Source organism: Kitasatospora sp. NPDC127035, assembly GCF_042726075.1.
In the GTDB taxonomy this organism is placed as follows: domain Bacteria; phylum Actinomycetota; class Actinomycetes; order Streptomycetales; family Streptomycetaceae; genus Kitasatospora.
In genome coordinates, this window is sequence record NZ_JBHXDN010000036.1 from 78,119 (window position 1) to 94,422 (window position 16,304).

At 72.9% G+C, this 16,304-nt stretch carries 11 protein-coding genes and 1 pseudogene; 8 read left to right on the plus strand and 4 right to left on the minus strand.

The window, feature by feature from the left end; all coding sequences use genetic code 11:
- Positions 1-433: 433 nt before the first annotated feature.
- The 5 genes from leuS (at position 434) to ACFWIC_RS24110 (ending at position 9,537) form a co-directional block, all read left to right on the plus strand.
- The gene (leuS, locus tag ACFWIC_RS24090) at positions 434-3,343 is read left to right on the plus strand and encodes a leucine--tRNA ligase (protein WP_380353931.1); all 2,910 of its coding nucleotides are present in this window, start codon (positions 434-436) and stop codon (positions 3,341-3,343) included.
- 433 nt (positions 3,344-3,776) lie between these two features.
- Positions 3,777-4,568, plus strand: coding sequence for a hypothetical protein (locus ACFWIC_RS24095; RefSeq protein ID WP_380519998.1), 792 nt, complete (start codon positions 3,777-3,779; stop codon positions 4,566-4,568).
- Positions 4,569-4,621: 53 nt separating this feature from the next.
- Positions 4,622-5,467: a DegV family protein gene (locus ACFWIC_RS24100; protein ID WP_380353935.1), complete on the plus strand. Its 846-nt coding sequence runs from the start codon at positions 4,622-4,624 to the stop codon at positions 5,465-5,467.
- A 273-nt stretch (positions 5,468-5,740) separates the two neighbouring features.
- On the plus strand, positions 5,741-6,865 hold the full coding sequence (locus tag ACFWIC_RS24105) for a helix-hairpin-helix domain-containing protein (RefSeq protein WP_380519999.1): 1,125 nt from the start codon (positions 5,741-5,743) through the stop codon (positions 6,863-6,865).
- A gap of 302 nt (positions 6,866-7,167) precedes the next feature.
- Positions 7,168-9,537 (plus strand): ComEC/Rec2 family competence protein, encoded by a 2,370-nt coding sequence (locus ACFWIC_RS24110; RefSeq protein WP_380520000.1) that lies wholly within the window; start codon positions 7,168-7,170, stop codon positions 9,535-9,537.
- Between the two features lie 211 nt (positions 9,538-9,748).
- Here the strand turns inward: ACFWIC_RS24110 and ACFWIC_RS24115 are convergent, their stop codons facing one another.
- Positions 9,749-10,042: a hypothetical protein gene (locus ACFWIC_RS24115; RefSeq protein WP_329885164.1), complete on the minus strand. Its 294-nt coding sequence runs from the start codon at positions 10,040-10,042 to the stop codon at positions 9,749-9,751.
- A 71-nt stretch (positions 10,043-10,113) separates the two neighbouring features.
- Here ACFWIC_RS24115 and holA point away from each other — a divergent pair, with 71 nt between their 5' ends.
- Positions 10,114-11,112, plus strand: a complete 999-nt coding sequence (gene holA, locus ACFWIC_RS24120) for a DNA polymerase III subunit delta (protein WP_329951496.1) — start codon at positions 10,114-10,116, stop codon at positions 11,110-11,112.
- 140 nt (positions 11,113-11,252) lie between these two features.
- Here the strand turns inward: holA and ACFWIC_RS24125 are convergent, their stop codons facing one another.
- From ACFWIC_RS24125 to ACFWIC_RS24135, 3 genes are all read right to left on the minus strand, one after another.
- On the minus strand, positions 11,253-11,939 hold the full coding sequence (locus ACFWIC_RS24125; protein ID WP_329885166.1) for a hypothetical protein: 687 nt from the start codon (positions 11,937-11,939) through the stop codon (positions 11,253-11,255).
- 503 nt (positions 11,940-12,442) lie between these two features.
- Positions 12,443-12,712 (minus strand): 30S ribosomal protein S20, encoded by a 270-nt coding sequence (gene rpsT / locus ACFWIC_RS24130; RefSeq protein ID WP_329885167.1) that lies wholly within the window; start codon positions 12,710-12,712, stop codon positions 12,443-12,445.
- A gap of 180 nt (positions 12,713-12,892) precedes the next feature.
- Positions 12,893-13,198: an antibiotic biosynthesis monooxygenase gene (locus ACFWIC_RS24135; RefSeq protein ID WP_329951497.1), complete on the minus strand. Its 306-nt coding sequence runs from the start codon at positions 13,196-13,198 to the stop codon at positions 12,893-12,895.
- 283 nt (positions 13,199-13,481) lie between these two features.
- Here ACFWIC_RS24135 and lepA point away from each other — a divergent pair, with 283 nt between their 5' ends.
- Positions 13,482-15,350 (plus strand): translation elongation factor 4, encoded by a 1,869-nt coding sequence (lepA, locus tag ACFWIC_RS24140; RefSeq protein WP_329885169.1) that lies wholly within the window; start codon positions 13,482-13,484, stop codon positions 15,348-15,350.
- Between the two features lie 76 nt (positions 15,351-15,426).
- Positions 15,427-16,209 (plus strand): annotated as a pseudogene (locus ACFWIC_RS24145) (IS30 family transposase); the annotation flags it as partial.
- Between the last annotated feature and the right edge of the window lie 95 nt (positions 16,210-16,304).

Genomic DNA, 16,304 nt, shown 5'->3' on the forward strand with positions numbered 1-16,304 from the left:
AGTCCTGAAGCGCTGTCCCGACCGGCGTCCGACCGCCCGCCGGGCCGCCGCCCGAAACGTGGGCCCGATCGGCGTCCGGACGGACCGCCCGGAACACCGCCCGGGCCGTCCGTCCGGAATACCCGCCCGGGCCGCTGCCGCGGGCGCTGCGGATCCACCGGCGGGAACGGCCGGGAGGGGGCTGACCCCCTTGCGGTACCCTGAGCCCATGCGAACCGTGCGCCTGCTCCTTAGCCGGCCGCGCTGACCAGGACCGGCCGCGCCCTCGGGCGGAGCCGGAGTCGGCGTGGCGTCCCCTCCTGCGAGGGGCTTTTTTGTTTTCCGCCCGGGTGTTCGCCCGGTCTCCGCCCGGGTTTCCCGGCCCGGGCGCCGTTCGCCGCAGCCGGCCCGGCGCGCCGGTTCGCCAACTGACATCGATGGAGCTTGAAGGACCATGAGCGAGACGACCCCTGCGTCCGGCGCGGCCGAGACCGCGACCGAGCCGTTCCGGTACAGCGCCGCCCTGGCGGCGGAGATCGAGTCCCGCTGGCAGGACATCTGGGAGAAGGAGGGGACGTTCCACGCCCCCAACCCGGCCGGTGACCTGGCCGACCCGGCAGCCGGTGACGTCGCCGCGAAGCCGCACAGCTTCATCATGGACATGTTCCCCTACCCGTCGGGCGCGGGCCTGCACGTCGGCCACCCGCTGGGCTACATCGCCACCGACGTCTTCGCCCGCTACCAGCGGATGACCGGCCACAACGTGCTGCACACCCTGGGCTACGACGCGTTCGGCCTGCCCGCCGAGCAGTACGCGGTGCAGACCGGCACCCACCCGCGGATCTCCACCGAAGCCAACATCGCCAACATGCGCCAGCAGCTGCGCCGGCTGGGCCTGGGCCACGACCCGCGCCGCTCGATCTCCACGATCGACCCGGAGTACTACCGCTGGACGCAGTGGATCTTCCTGCAGATCTTCAACTCCTGGTACGACGCGCAGGCCGGCAAGGCCCGCCCGATCACCGAGCTGATCGCCCGCTTCGAGGACGGCTCGCGCGAGGTACCGGGCGGCCGGGCCTGGGCGTCGCTGAGCGCCGCCGAGCGCGACGAGGTGCTGGGCGAGTACCGGCTGGCCTACGCCAAGGAGGTGCCGGTCAACTGGTGCCCCGGCCTGGGCACCGTGCTGGCCAACGAGGAGGTCACCGCGGACGGCCGCTCCGAGCGCGGCAACTTCCCGGTGTTCAAGTCCAACCTGCGCCAGTGGATGATGCGGATCACCGCCTACTCGGACCGGCTGATCTCGGACCTGGACCTGCTGGACTGGCCCGAGGCCATCAAGCTGCAGCAGCGCAACTGGATCGGACGCTCCGAGGGCGCCCGGGTCGACTTCGCCGTCGACACGCCGACCGGTGACGCCGAGAAGATCACCGTCTTCACCACCCGTCCCGACACCCTGTTCGGCGCCACCTACATGGTGCTGGCCCCCGAGCACGACCTGGTCGACGCGATCGTGCCGGCGTCCTGGCCGGAGGGCACCCGGGAGGAGTGGACCGGCGCCGCCGCCACCCCCGCCGAGGCCGTCGCCGCCTACCGCGCCGCGGCAGCCGCCAAGTCCGACGTCGAGCGCCAGGTCGAGGCCAAGGTCAAGACCGGCGTCTTCACGGGCTCCTACGCCGTCAACCCGGTCAGCGGCGAGCCCGTACCGGTGTTCATCGCCGACTACGTGCTGATGGGCTACGGCACGGGCGCCATCATGGCCGTCCCCGCCCACGACCACCGCGACTTCGCCTTCGCGCGGGCCTTCGAACTGCCGATGCGCTGCGTCGTCGAGCCGACCGACGGCCGCAGCGAGGACCCGCACGACTGGGACGACGCGTTCGACACCTACGACTCCGTCATCGTCAACTCGGCGCACGCGGACGGGACCGAGGACGGCATCTCGCTGAACGGCCTGGGCGTCGTCGACGCCAAGGCCGCCGTCACCGCCTGGCTGGCCGGGCGCGGCATCGGCGAGGGCACCGTCAACTACCGCCTGCGCGACTGGCTGTTCAGCCGCCAGCGGTACTGGGGCGAGCCCTTCCCGATCGTCTACGACGAGGACGGCGTCATGCACGCGCTGCCCGAGTCGATGCTGCCCGTCGAGGTCCCCGAGGTCGACGACTACTCGCCGCACACCTACGACCCCTTCGACGCCACCTCCTCGCCGAAGACCCCGCTGTCCCGCAACGAGGACTGGGTCAACGTCGAGCTGGACCTGGGCGACGGCGTCAGGAAGTACCGCCGCGAGACCAACACCATGCCCAACTGGGCCGGTTCCTGCTGGTACGAGCTGCGCTACGTCGACCCGACGAACGGCGCCGACGTCGTCGACCCGGCCAACGAGCGGTACTGGCTGGGCCCCACCGAGCAGAAGCCGGGCGGCGGCGCCGACCTGTACGTCGGCGGTGCCGAGCACGCCGTGCTGCACCTGCTGTACGCCCGCTTCTGGCACAAGGTGCTGCACGACCTGGGCCACGTCTCGTCCGTCGAGCCGTTCCACAAGCTGTTCAACCAGGGCATGATCACCGCCGACGTCTACCGTGACGAGCGCGGCTTCCCGGTGCCCGCCACCGAGGTGGAGGAGCGCGACGGCGCCTACTCCTGGCAGGGCGAGCCGGTCAAGCGCGAGGCCGGCAAGATGGGCAAGTCCCTGAAGAACGCCGTCGCCCCGGACGAGATCGCCGACGAGTACGGCGCGGACACGCTGCGCCTGTACGAGATGTCGATGGGCCCGCTGGACGTCTCCCGTCCCTGGGACACCCGCGCGGTCGTCGGCTCGTACCGCTTCCTGCAGCGGCTGTGGCGCAACGTCGTCTCCGAGACGACCGGTGAGCTGGTCGTCGTGGACGAGCCGGCCGACGAGCCGACCCTGCGCGCGCTGCACAAGGCCATCGACGGCATCCGCGGCGACATGGCCGGGCTGCGGTTCAACACGGCCGTCGCCAAGGCGATCGAGCTGAACAACTTCCTGGTGAAGCGCGGTTCGACGCCGCGCGAGGTGGCCGACCAGCTGGTGCTGATGGTCGCCCCGCTGGCCCCGCACATCGCCGAGGAGCTGTGGCGCCGGCTGGGCCACGTCGAGTCGCTGGCCCACACCGACTACCCGGTCGCGGACCCGGCGTTCGTGGTCGACGAGTCGGTGACCTGCGTCGTGCAGGTCAAGGGCAAGGTCAAGGCCCGGCTGGAGGTCGCGCCCTCGATCTCGGACGCCGAGCTGGAGGCGCTGGCGCTGGCCGACCCGGCGGTCGTCGCGGCGATCGGCGGGGCCCAGGTGCGCAAGGTGATCGCACGGGCGCCGAAGCTGGTCAACATCGTCACCGGCTGACGTCGGTCGGCCACGCCCGGTCGGCCTCGGCCGGCGGACCTCGCCGACCGGGTGACGCCGATCGGGTGACGTCGACCGGCGTGAGGACGTTCGGACGGCGAGCTGTGGGCGGGTGTCCCTTCGGGGGCGCCCGCCCCGCGGCGTTCCGGGGCCGGCCCCGCCGGGCGCGCGCAGGCAGAGCGAGTACGGGCAGAGCGGGTATGGGCAGAGCGGGTGTGGGCAGAGCGAGTACGGGCAGAGCGGGTATGGGCAGAACGGGGGCCGGAGCGGCCTGGTGCTCTCGGGGTGATCCCGGATCTGTCCCTGATCTCGGGCCCGCCGGGCCCGATCGGTCTCCTCCCCGGCGAGTACGGGGGCTACGGTGGAACCCTCGGTGGTCCGGCCCGCGTTGGGACCGGTGGGGGCCGGTTCGGCTGGCGGAAGGTGGCTCGTGATGGACGTGCTCGGCGTGATGGTCGGACTGGCCCTGCTGTTCGGGCTCGTGGTGGCTGCGCTCGTCGTGGTCGGCGTGGTGAAGGCGGCCCGCGCGGTCGGCGAGAAGATGGAACGCCAGGAGGCCAAAGCCCGGCGTGCGGTGGAGAACGTCACGCTCAAGGCCAAGACCTACACCCAGACCGGCCCGCAGGGCCAGATCTCCGCGGTCCGGCTGGGCTTGCGGACCTCCCTGAGCGGCACCCGGCAGGTCCTGGAGGGCGGCCTCACCCAGGACGGCCAGCTCACCGAGTCGCTCGCGCTGCTGGCCCGGCTGGACACCCACGCGGCCGAGCTGGACGGCGAGCTGCGGACGCTGGAGCGCGAGCCCGACGTCGGCCGGATCGCGGCGAAGCTGCCCGAGCTGCGGGAGCGGGCCGAGCGGATCACCCACTCTGCGGAGACGATGCGCTGGGCCGCCCAGGACCGGATGCACCGGTTCGCGGACGACGAGCTGGGCCGGTTGAGCCAGGAGTGCGAGAACGAGGCGGGGGCGCTGCGCCACTGGGACGCTGCTGCGGGTGCTGCGGGTGCTGCGGGCGCTGCCAGCGGGGCGCGTTCGGGCGCGGCGAGCGGCGGGGCGGCCGGTTCGGGCGCCGCGCGTGAGGCCGCGCGGGACGGGGCGGCCCGGAACGCGCTGCCGGACGGAACGAGCGGTCGGCCGAGCGCGGAGGAGCTGCTGGGTCTCTCCGACCCGCTGGCCAAGCTGGCGCACCGGCTGCGGAAGCCTACGGCCGGTCCCTCGGCGGGCTGAGCACGGCGTCCGGGCGCTGTCGCCCGGGCCATGCGGGGGGTAACCTCCGCCTCATGCCCGCCGACCTCGCGCTTGTCACCGATTCCACGGCCTACCTGCCCCAGGAAGCGGTCGACAGGCACAGCATCACGGTGGTCCCGCTGAGCGTCGCGGTCGGTGACGACGTGTTCGCGGAGGGGGTCGAGATCTCTCCCAAGGACGTCGCCGAGGCGTTGCGGGGGAAACACCGGGTGACCACCTCACGGCCCAGCCCGGAGTCGTTCGCGGCCGCCTACCGGTCGGCCGCCGAGAACGGCGCGCAGGGGATCGTCTCGGTGCACATCTCCGGCGAGCTCTCGGGGACGGCGGAGGCGGCCCGGCTGGCCGCCGCGGAGTCGCCCGTCCCGGTCCGGGTGGTGGACAGCCGACTGGTCGGCATGGCGCTCGGGTACGGGGTGCTCGCGGCTGCCGAGGCGATCGCGGCCGGGCGCGGCCTGGACGAGGCCGCGGAGGCCGCCACCCGGCGGACGGCCGTGAGCAGCGGTTTCTTCTACGTCGACACGCTGGAGTACCTGCGCCGGGGCGGCCGGATCGGCGCCGCTCGGGCGCTGCTCGGTTCGGCGCTGGCGGTCAAGCCGCTGCTGCACCTGGACGGGGGGCGGATCGAACCCCTGGAGAAGGTCCGGACGGCGTCCCGCGCGATCGCCCGGCTGGAGGAGATCGCGGTCGATCGGGCGGGGGAGCAGGAGGTCGACATCGCGGTCCACCACCTGGCCGCGGAGGACCGGGCCGAGCCGCTCGCGGAGCGGCTGCGCGGGCGGGTACCGGGGCTGCGCGACCTGTACGTGGGTGAGGTCGGTGCGGTGATCGGTGCGCACGTCGGACCGGGGCTGCTGGCGGTGGTGGTCTCACCCCGGTGAGTCGTGGTGGGCTCCGGTGAACCTCGGTGGGCCCGGTGGGCCCGGCGCGGGTGGCTCCGTCCGGCTCCCGTGAGTCGCGGCCAGGGGGTTGCTGCGAACGGGCCGGTGGCGGAACGCTTCGTAGGCTCGGGGGCCCGTGGAGCCGGCGTACCGTCAATGCGCACATGGTCAACTACCCCCTGTGGGTGACATCTTCTTTCCACAGCCCCCCGGTTTTCCACAGGGCTTCGGCAATTTCCGCGCGACTCCGCAGCGACTCCTACCGTGCTCCGCATGACGAGCATGCGCATCGGCGCGACAAGGCGCCGCCGGATTCAGCACATCACCGAGACCGCGGGGTTGCGGATGGCGGCACTGCTGCCGGCCGCCGAGGAGCCGCCCGAAGAGCTGTCGGTGTACGAGAGGCCCGCGGCCCGGGCGCGGGCGCGGGCGGCGGAGCGCGCCGGAGCCTCCCCGGCCGGTGGGCCGCCGAGCGGCGGGCCCCTGCACGCCGGCCTCTTCGCCGGCGACCTTCCCATCGGTGACTTTCCTGCGGGTGGCTCCCTGGCCGGTGGTGAACCGGCCGGGACCGGGCCGCCCCGCGGGCGACCGGACGCGGCACCCGTTCCACCGCCCGGTGTGCCGCCCGTCGGGCCGGGCGAACCCCCGTCCGACAGCCTGCCGACCGGGCCGCCCGGCGGGAGCCCGGCCGTCGTACCGGCGGGCGCGTACCCGTGGGCGGGCGCGGCCCACGCCCTCGACCGGCGGGCGGTGGCGGGACTGCTCGTCCTGCTGCTGCTCGCCGTGGGCTACGGAGTCCAGCACTTCTGGCTGGCCAGGCCGCAATCCGTCGACGTGCCGACGGTGGCGGTCGCCTCGGTGGGGCCCGGCACCCCGCTGTCGGGCCTGGCCGGTCCCGAGGCCGGTGGCGGCCCCGGGACGGGCGCTGCGGACAGCGGCACCGCCGCGGGCGCGGGCGCGTCCGCCCCGGTGGTGGTCGACATCGGCGGCCGGGTCCACTCGCCGGGGCTGCACACCCTGCCCGGCGGTTCCCGGGTCGCGGACGCCCTGCGCGCGGCCGGCGGCCCGCTGCCGGGGACGGACACCAGGAACCTCAACCTGGCCCGCGTACTGACGGACGGTGAGCAGATCCTCGTCGGCGAACCCGGCCTCCAGCCGGCCGCCGGTGCGGCGACCGGGCCACCGCCGGCCGGTGCGCCGAAGCAGCCCGTCAGTTTGAACCGCGCCACCCTCGAACAGCTCGACACCCTCCCGGGCGTCGGTCCGACCCTGGCCCAGCGGATCATCGCCTTCCGCACTTCGCACGGCGGCGCGTTCCGTTCGATCGACCAGCTCCGGCAGGTGAGTGGCATCGGGGAGCGGACCTATACGGAGATCAAACCGCTGCTCACCCTCTGACGACCGTCCGGACCGCTCCCACCGGCGGCTCCCGTACCCACCCCTGCCCGGAAGGAGGTGCCGTCATCGCCACCACCGCCCTCACCCCCGTCACGAGGAAGAGCCCGACACCGACCACGACGCGGCCGAGCGACTTCCGCCTGCTCCTGCCCGCCGTCTCCGCCTGGGCGGTCTCGGCTGCGGCCCTCGGGATGGGGCCCGGTCACGGGGCGGTTCTTCTCCCGGCCGCAGGGGCGGCCGGACTCCTCGGGCTCGTCCTGCTCGTCCGCCCCCCGGGCACCGGCCGCCGCCGTTCCGCCGCCGTGACACTGGCAGCCCTGCTGCTCACCGGGGCCGCCGCCGCGGGCGCCACCTTCCTCCACACCGCCGACCTGCACCGGGGCCCGCTGCCCGAGCTGGCCCGCGCCGCCCTTCCCGCCCCGGACGTCGACGTCGAACTGACCGTCACCGGCGATCCCCACGTACACACCTCACGGACCGGGGGATCCGGCACCGGACAACGTCTGCTCACCGTGGACGCGGTCGTGGACCGGGTCGCCGTCCCGGACGGCCTCCTCCCCGGCCCGGGCCCGCACACGGTCCGTACCCGCACACCGGTCACGGTGATGGTCCGAGGGGACGGGGCGGACACCTGGGAGCGCCTGCTGCCCTCGACCGAACTGGCCGTCGCGGCGACGGTCCGCCCGGCGGGGGAGCAGGACGACGCGTCGGCGGCACTCCTGATCGTGCACGGCGAGCCGCGACAGCTCGCGCCGCCGAACGTCGCGCAACGCATCGCCGGCCGCCTGCGGTCCGGGTTGCGCGCGGCGACCGACCACCTCCCGCCGGACGCGCGAGGGCTCCTGCCCGGTCTGGTGGTGGGGGACACCTCGCGCCTGCCCGACGAGCTCCGGGAGGCGTTCCGGAGCACCGACCTGGCCCACCTGGTCGCCGTCAGCGGAGCGAACCTCGCGATCGTGCTCGGCGTACTGCTGGGCGCGCCGGGCCGGGCCGGAACCGCCGAACGGCGCGGCCTGGCCGCCCTGTTCGGGATCCCGCTGCGCACCAGCGCGCTGCTCGGAGCCGTTGTCACGCTGGCCTTCGTCACGATCTGCCGCCCGGAACCCAGCGTGCTCAGGGCGGCGGGGACAGGACTGCTCGGACTGCTGGCGCTGGCCACCGGCCGCCCCCGCCAGGCGGTGCCGGCCCTGGCGGGCACCGCCCTGCTCCTGGTCCTCCTCGACCCGTACCTGGCTCGCTCCTTCGGCTTCCTGCTGTCGGTGCTCGCCACCACCGGACTGCTGGTTCTCGGCCCGCACTGGGCGGACGCCCTGCGGGCCCGTGGCTGGCCGGACCGCCTCGCGGGTGCCGTCGGGGCGACGGCTGCGGCCCAGGCGCTCTGCGGGCCGGTGACGGTGCTGCTCTCCGGGCACGTCAGTCTGGTCGGTGTCCCGTGCAACCTGCTGGCCGAGCTGGCGGTGGCCCCGGCGACCCTGCTCGGGTTCACTGTCCTCGCGGTCGATCCGCTCTCCCCGGCGCTGGCCAGGCTGCTGGCCGAACCGGCCGCGGTGCCGGCCGGCTGGCTGGCCGCGGTGGCCAGGCACGGAGCCGAGCTTCCGGGGGCCCGGTTGTCCTGGTCGGGCGGCCTCGTCGGCACGGCCACGCTCGCCGTGGGGACGGTCGCGTTCTGCTGGACGGTTCCGCTGCTGCTGCCCCGCCGCGCCGGCCCGGGGGGACGGCGAGCGCCGCGCGGCAGGCTCCGGCCGGTGGTGACGGGCGTGCTCCTGCTGGCCCTGCTCGCCGTGCTGTTCCGGCCACCCCTGCTCGCCAGGGTCGCGACCGGCTGGCCGCCCCCGGGCTGGCGGCTGGTCATGTGCGACGTCGGGCAGGGGGACATGCTGGTGCTGCCCGTCGTCGGGGAGGGCCACGACCCGCCGGACAGTGCCGTGGTGGTGGACGCCGGGCCGGATCCCCGGACGGCCGACCGGTGCCTGCGCGACCTCGGGATCACCCGGGTGCCGCTGATCCTGGCGACCCACTTCCATGCCGATCACGTCGAGGGGTTGCCCGGCGTGCTGCGGGGCCGACGGGTCGGGGCGTTGGAGGGGACGGTGCTGGACGACCCGCCGGGCGAGGCCGCCAGGGTGGCGGCGTGGGCGGCGGCGGCCGGGGTGCCGCTGATGCGGGCGGGGCGCGGGGAGCGACGCTCGGCGGGGTCGGAGGTGTCGTGGGAGGTGCTGTGGCCGGACGGAGCGGAGCCGCTGGTGGCCTCAGGCGCGAACAACGCGAGCGTCGCGGTGCTGGTGACGTTGGCGGGCGGGTTGCGGCTGGCCCTGCTGGGCGATCTGGAGCCGCCGGCGCAGGAGGCGCTGCTGAGCCGGCTCAGTGCGGCCGGTGGCCGTGCGCGGGTGGACGTGCTGAAGGTGGCCCACCACGGCTCGGCCCATCAGGACTGGTCCCTGACTGCGGCGTTGAGCCCTCGGCTGGCGTTGATCTCCTGTGGTGCGGGCAATCCGTACGGCCACCCGTCGCCTCGGACGGTGGACCGGTTGCGCGCGTTGGGGGCCACGGTGCTGCGGACGGACCGCGTCGGTGACATCGCGGTGACGGGGGACTCCCCGGCCCGCCTCGGAGCCGTCGTCCACGCGCAGGGTCCGCACGCGGCCCCGGGGCGGCGTGCCCCGCCGGGGTGATCCCCCGGAGCTCCGCCCTCCTCCCAACCCCGAGCGGGGCTGCGGGCCAGGGGAGCGGGCCAGGGGCCAGGGAGGAGGTGGGGAGGGGGCGGGGGTGGGGGGAAGCCCGGGGAGCACGTTGTTGTTCGCGATCGCCTCGCACAGGAAGTCGGACCCGCCGACTTCCTGTGCGAGGCCACCGGTGGAGGCCGTCCGCGAGGGGCAGCGGCGGTCAGCCCTGCTCCCGCCAGCCCTCGTGAGTGGCGGCGAGGGCGTCGAGGGCGCGGAGGCGGTCCGGGGTCCAGCCGGAGTCCGGAGGCTCCAGGACCACCAGCCACTGGGCGTCCTCGGCGTCGTCCTCGCCGGCGAGAGCGTCGCGGACGATTTCGAGTTCGCCGAGGTCGGGGTGGTCGAAGCCGAGCTCCTCCGCGGCCTCCTCGGCGGCATCGCGGTCGGGCAGGACGAGCAGTTGCCGGGCGCCGGGGTCGAAGCCGCCGGGCTGGTCGGTGGTGGGATCTTCGGTCACCGGGCCATTGTCCCGTGAGCGGCGGACGGGTGGGCCAGCGGTGTCCGTACCCCGTGGGATGCTGGTAGGCGATGGCCAGGAAGAGTGCACCCGACGACCTGCTCGCCCCGCTGACCCTCGCGGTCGGCCAGGAGGAGCTGCTGCTGGATCGCGCGGTCGCCCAGGTGGTGGCCGCGGCGAAGGCGGCGGACCCGGACACCGACGTGCGGGATCTCGCGCCAGGGAGCCTCCAGCCCGGCAGCCTGGCCGAGCTCACCACGCCCTCGTTGTTCGCCGAGCGCAAGGTGATCGTGGTCAGGGCCGCGCAGGACCTCTCCGCCGACTCCGTGAAGGAGGTCAAGGCGTACATCGAGGCCCCCGCCGAAGAAGTGATCATCGTCTTGGTCCACGCGGGCGGCGCCAAGGGCAAGGGTCTGTTGGACGCGGGGCGGAAGGCAGGAGGCCGGGAGGTCGCCTGTGCCAAGCTGGCCAAGGCGAACGAGCGGCTGGCGTTCGTCAAAGGCGAGTTCCGGACGCTCGGACGCTCGGCGACGCCGGAGGCCTGCCAGGCTCTGCTGGACGCGCTCGGCAGCGATCTGCGTGAACTGGCGGCCGCGTGCAGCCAGCTGACCTCGGACGTCGAGGGCACGATCGACGAGACCGTGGTGGCCCGCTACTACAGCGGCCGGGCCGAGGCGACCGGCTTCGAGGTGGCGGACCTCGCGGTCACCGGTCGGGCCGCCGAGGCGCTGGAGCGGCTGCGCTGGGCGCTCGCCGTGGGGCAGCCGCCGACCGGTATCACCTACGCGCTGGCGTCAGGTGTGCGGAGTATCGGGCGGCTGGCGACGACCGGACGGAACATGCGTCCGGCGGACCTCGCACGCGAGCTGGGCATGCCGCCCTGGAAGGTCGACCGGGTGCGGCAGCAGATGCGCGGCTGGACCGGTGACGCCGTGGCCGTGGCGCTGACCGCGATCGCGCAGGCGGACGCCGCCGTCAAGGGCGGCTCCGACGACCCGGCCTTCGCACTGGAGCGGGCGGTGGTCGCCGTGGCCAGGGCCGCCCGGGCAGGCTCCCGCCCGTCGTACTGACCACGTCCACCGGGGGATGCTCGTAGGGCTCGTAGGGCCCGGGGGCCAGGACGGCCGGAGAGGGACGGCCGGGCCGCTCGGCCAACGCGGGCGCCCCGGCCTCCGGGACACACCGGCCGCCGCCCCGGCGCCCCTCCCGGTTACTTGCCGCCGATGGCCTTGAGCATGTCGCGGGTGTCGTCGAGGATGGTCCGCCGGACGGTCTCGCGGTCCAGTGTGTGGTTCTTGCCGACCTGGTAGTTGTCGGTCCAGTAGAACGAGTACGTCATACCGCCGTCGCGGACCTGTAGGTAGTAGTTGATGTCGTGCAGACTCTTGTCGGAGCTGGTCGGCTCGTCCCCGTAGGCGAAGTAGGCCTCTTCGCCGAGGTTCGGCACGTCGGTGATCTCGTACTTCTGCTGCTCGAAGTAGTGCCGGGTGGCGGCGAACTCGGGTGAGGAGTCGACGGCCTTGTGCAGCTCGACACGGATGTCGAGGGTGGCGTAGTCCGGGGTGTCGCTGTCGCTGACCGTCCGCTTCACCAGGGCGTAGCACCGCATGATGTCCATGGACTCGCTGCGCCCGGTGTGCTCCAGCGGATAGTTGTCCACCATCTTGTACTTCTGCCGGAACCCGGTGAGCTTGCCCGCCTCGCAGATCTTGTCGACGGGGTGGTAGCCGCGGAGGCTCTGCGCCGAGGAGCCGCCGTCCACGAGGCTGGGCACGACGGCGACGGCGCCGGCCCAGGCGGCCGAGGCGATGATCGCACCGACGAACGCCCAGACCGCGTTCCGGCGCAGGTTCCCGCCCTTCCGGTCGCCCGCGGCACCGGCTGCGCCGCCGGGCACGGTGGGGGTCCCGGGCGGGGTGGGTGCGCCGGGCGAGCTCGGCAGCCCGGGCGGCGGACCGAAGCCGGGAGGGCCGCCCGGTGCGGGGACCGTCGGCGGTGACGAGGGCGGTGGCTGCTGCGGGAAGCCGGCGAAGCCCGACCCGCTCTGTGGCGGTGGCGGTGGCGGCGGTGGTGTCCCCAATGTGAGCCCCCCTTGGGCCTGCGACGAAGGTGCCGGAACCAGACCTTATCGGTCGGGCCGCAGGACGCGACAGGAGTCGCAGCGGCCCCGCCCGACCGCTGTCACCGGGCTCCGGAAACGACTACTGCCCGCCCGGTGTGTACCGGGCGGGCAGCAGTGGAAGGGCCTAGGAACCGGCACTTCTGGTGGCGCTCTGTGCACCGCACCCGCGTGGCGAACGCAGGCCGCGTGCGGTGCGAGTCGTTCTGTGCTCCTCGGGCGTCCGGGTAGAGGGCCGGTGCGTCCCGAGGGGAGGGGCCGTCGATGCGGCCCCGAGGGCGTCAGGCCTGGACGGCGGTGTTGACGCGCTTGGTGATGGCCGACTTCTTGTTGGCGGCCTGGTTGGCGTGGATGACGCCCTTGCTCACGGCCTTGTCGAGCGCCTTGGAGGCGGCGCGGGCCAGCTCGGCGGCCTTCTCGGTCTCGCCGGCGGCAGCGGCCTCACGGGCCTTGCGCAGAGCGGTCTTCAGCGAGGACTTGACGGCCTTGTTGCGCAGGCGCGCCTTCTCGTTGGTCTTGTTGCGCTTGATCTGGGACTTGATGTTCGCCACGAAGGAGCCTCAGTCTTGTCTGGAATGAAACGGTTGGAACGGGCTGCACCGCGCGGCCGCCGGACCAGCTGAGAGGGCATGCCGGGGCCAGGTGCAGCGGCCAACGCTACCAGGGGCGCACCGTCCGCCCCAAACCGGGCGGCGGTCCGTACGGCGGTCCGGTCCGGTTCCGGGCGTGGTCTAGGCACGCAGGACCGGTTCGCCGTAGTGCTCCACCTCGGGGAACGGCCGGTAGTGGTGGTGCAGCGACTCGCGCCACCGCTGGTACTCGGCGGAGCGGCGGAACCCCTCGGTGTGGTCCTCCAGTCTCTCCCACTCCACCTGCAGCAGGAACCGTGAGCCCCGCCCCTCGTCCAGGCAGCGGCGCAGTTCCAGTGAGCGGAAGCCGGGCTGGACGGAGATCAGCGGTCGGGCCTCGGCGAAGGCGGAGAGGAAGGCCTCCTCCTGGCCGGGCAGGACGTCGAGCAGTGCGCTTTCCAGGATCATGCGACGTCATCCTGCCCGGGCCCGGTCGCCCGGGGGAGAGCCGACGGCCGAGGTCCGCAGGAGAGGCCCGTGGAACGCGCCCGGCGGAGGCGTGGACCGTCCCCGGAGGCGCCCCGGAGGCGCCCCGGCAGGGGCGAACCGGACGGCGGCGCGCGTCCTGCTCGCGGGAAGTGGGAGGATGGGAGGAACTATCTCGATCGGACGACCGTCCGGTCGCCCGGGAAGCCGGTCAGCGATGACCCGGACACCCCCGGCCCCCGGACCAACGGAGAATCGGACCAAGGTGCCCGCGACCCCCAGCAATGTGCCAGAGCCCAGCCGTACCGACCCGGCGCTGATCCGCAACTTCTGCATCATCGCCCACATCGACCACGGCAAGTCGACGCTCGCAGACCGGATGCTGCAGATCACCGGTGTGGTCGACCCGCGGCAGATGCGCGCCCAGTACCTCGACCGCATGGACATCGAGCGCGAGCGCGGCATCACGATCAAGTCGCAGGCCGTCCGTCTCCCGTGGGCGCCGAAGACCGGCGTCAACACCGGCAGCACGCACATCCTCAACATGATCGACACCCCGGGCCACGTGGACTTCACGTACGAGGTGTCCCGCTCCCTGGCGGCCTGTGAGGGCACCGTCCTGGTGGTGGACGCGGCCCAGGGCATCGAGGCGCAGACCCTCGCCAACCTGTACCTGGCGCTGGAGAACGACCTCACGATCATCCCGGTGCTCAACAAGATCGACCTGCCGGCCGCGCAGCCCGAGAAGTACGCGGCGGAGATCGCGCACATCATCGGGTGCGACCCGGGCGACGTGCTCAAGGTCAGCGCCAAGACCGGCCTCGGCGTCGAGGAGCTGCTGGACCACATCGTCGACAACATCCCGGCCCCGGTCGGCGTGAAGAACGCCCCCGCCCGCGCGATGATCTTCGACTCGGTCTACGACTCCTACCGCGGCGTGGTCACCTACGTCCGTGTCGTCGACGGCCAGCTCACCAAGCGTGAGCGGATCGCGATGATGTCGACCGGCGCGACGCACGAGCTGCTGGAGATCGGCGTCATCTCGCCGGAGCCGAAGGTCGCGGACGGCCTCGGCGTCGGTGAGGTGGGCTACATCATCACCGGCGTGAAGGACGTCCGGCAGTCCAAGGTCGGTGACACGATCACCTCGATGCACAAGGGTGCGACCGAGGCGCTGGGCGGCTACAAGGACCCGCGCCCGATGGTGTTCTCCGGCCTCTACCCGCTGGACGGCTCGGACTACCCGCTGCTCCGCGACGCCCTGGACAAGCTGCGGCTGAACGACGCCGCGCTGGTCTACGAGCCGGAGACCTCGGTCGCGCTCGGCTTCGGCTACCGCTGCGGCTTCCTGGGCCTGCTGCACCTGGAGATCATCCGGGAGCGCCTGGAGCGCGAGTTCAACCTCGACCTGATCTCCACCGCCCCGAACGTGATCTACCGCGTGGTGATGGAGGACGGCACGGAGCACACCGTCACCAACCCGAGCGAGTTCCCGACCGGCAAGATCGCCGAGGTGTACGAGCCGGTCGTGCGCGGGACCATCCTGGCGCCGAACGAGTTCGTCGGCGCGATCATGGAGCTGTGCCAGTCCCGCCGCGGCAACCTGCAGGGCATGGACTACCTCTCCGAGGACCGTGTCGAGCTGCGCTACACGCTGCCGCTCGCGGAGATCGTCTTCGACTTCTTCGACTACCTGAAGTCCAAGACCCGCGGTTACGGCTCCTTCGACTACGAGCCGATCGGCGAGCAGTCGGCCGACCTGGTGAAGGTCGACATCCTGCTGCACGGTGACGCGGTGGACGCGTTCTCCGCGATCGTGCACAAGGACAAGGCCTACAACTACGGCGTGATGATGGCCGGCAAGCTGCAGAAGCTGATCCCGCGCCAGCAGTTCGAGGTGCCGATCCAGGCCGCCATCGGCTCGCGCGTGATCGCCCGAGAGACGGTCCGGGCGATCCGCAAGGACGTCCTCGCGAAGTGCTACGGCGGTGACATCTCGCGTAAGCGCAAGCTGCTGGAGAAGCAGAAGGAAGGCAAGAAGCGGATGAAGATGGTCGGCCGGGTGGAGGTCCCGCAGGAGGCCTTCATCGCCGCGCTGTCGACGGACGCAGAGGCGCCGAAGGAGAAGAAGTAACGACGGTGCCGTCGAGGGGCCCGGGACGTGACTTGGGTTCTAGGAGTCGTTGCAACACCCCAGCTCAGGGGATGCATTGGACTTCGAGATCCGTAAGGCCCGGACGGCTCAGGGCCCGGTGAAGCTCGCAGCTGAGAGGGCGGCATACTCCCGGCTCATGCAGCAGGGTTACGGCAACGCCGAAGCGTGCCGGATCGTCGGCATCGATACGCGGACCGGCAGGAAATGGCGTAACGGCCGTAGCGCCGAGCGTGGGAAGAAGGCGGCACCACCGATTCGTACGGTGGTGCCGCCTTCCGGCGCCTCCAGATATCTGCGCGAGGACGAGCGGATCCACATCGCCGACCGGCTGCGGGAGAAGGCGACCGTGCGGGCGATCGCCGCCGAGCTGGGACGCAGCCCGTCCACGGTCAGCCGGGAGATCCGCCGCAACCGCACCGACGGCACCCGCGGCCAGTGGCACTACCGTCCGCACGCCGCCCAGGCCCGGGCCGACGCCCGCCGGCCCCGCCCCAAGCCCCGCAAGATCACCTCGAACCCGGCACTGCGGGACGCCGTCCAGGCCATGCTGGACGAGCGGTGGAGCCCGGAGCAGATCTGCCACGCTCTACGGGCACAGTTCCCCGACCGGCCGGAGATGCACGTGGTCCACGAGACCGTCTACCAGACGCTCTACGTCCAGGGCAGAGGCGAGCTGCGACGCGAGCTCGCCTCTGCCCTGCGCAGTGGCCGTGCCCGCCGCAGGCCACAGCGGCAGGCCAACTGCCGCCAGCCGCGTTTCACCACGCCGATGGTGATGATCAGCGAACGTCCCGCCGAGGCCGAGGACCGGGCGGTCCCCGGTCACTGGGAGGGGGATCGTGCGACACGAAGTTGCACGAATTTGAGTGGGCTGACCGAATGGAGAGGCGGCTGATGGTGGGGCCGTAGGTGCAGTCACGGGTCCGTGTCCGT

Excerpts from the sequence above, each read along its gene's own strand:
- ACFWIC_RS24095 (WP_380519998.1), top strand. The coding sequence starts at position 3,777 with ATGGACGTGCTCGGCGTGATGGTCGGACTGGCCCTGCTGTTCGGGCTC.
- ACFWIC_RS24105 (WP_380519999.1), top strand. The coding sequence starts at position 5,741 with ATGACGAGCATGCGCATCGGCGCGACAAGGCGCCGCCGGATTCAGCAC.
- holA (WP_329951496.1), top strand. The coding sequence starts at position 10,114 with ATGGCCAGGAAGAGTGCACCCGACGACCTGCTCGCCCCGCTGACCCTC.
- ACFWIC_RS24100 (WP_380353935.1), top strand. The coding sequence starts at position 4,622 with ATGCCCGCCGACCTCGCGCTTGTCACCGATTCCACGGCCTACCTGCCC.
- leuS (WP_380353931.1), top strand. The coding sequence starts at position 434 with ATGAGCGAGACGACCCCTGCGTCCGGCGCGGCCGAGACCGCGACCGAG.
- ACFWIC_RS24135 (WP_329951497.1), bottom strand. The coding sequence starts at position 13,198 with ATGATCCTGGAAAGCGCACTGCTCGACGTCCTGCCCGGCCAGGAGGAG.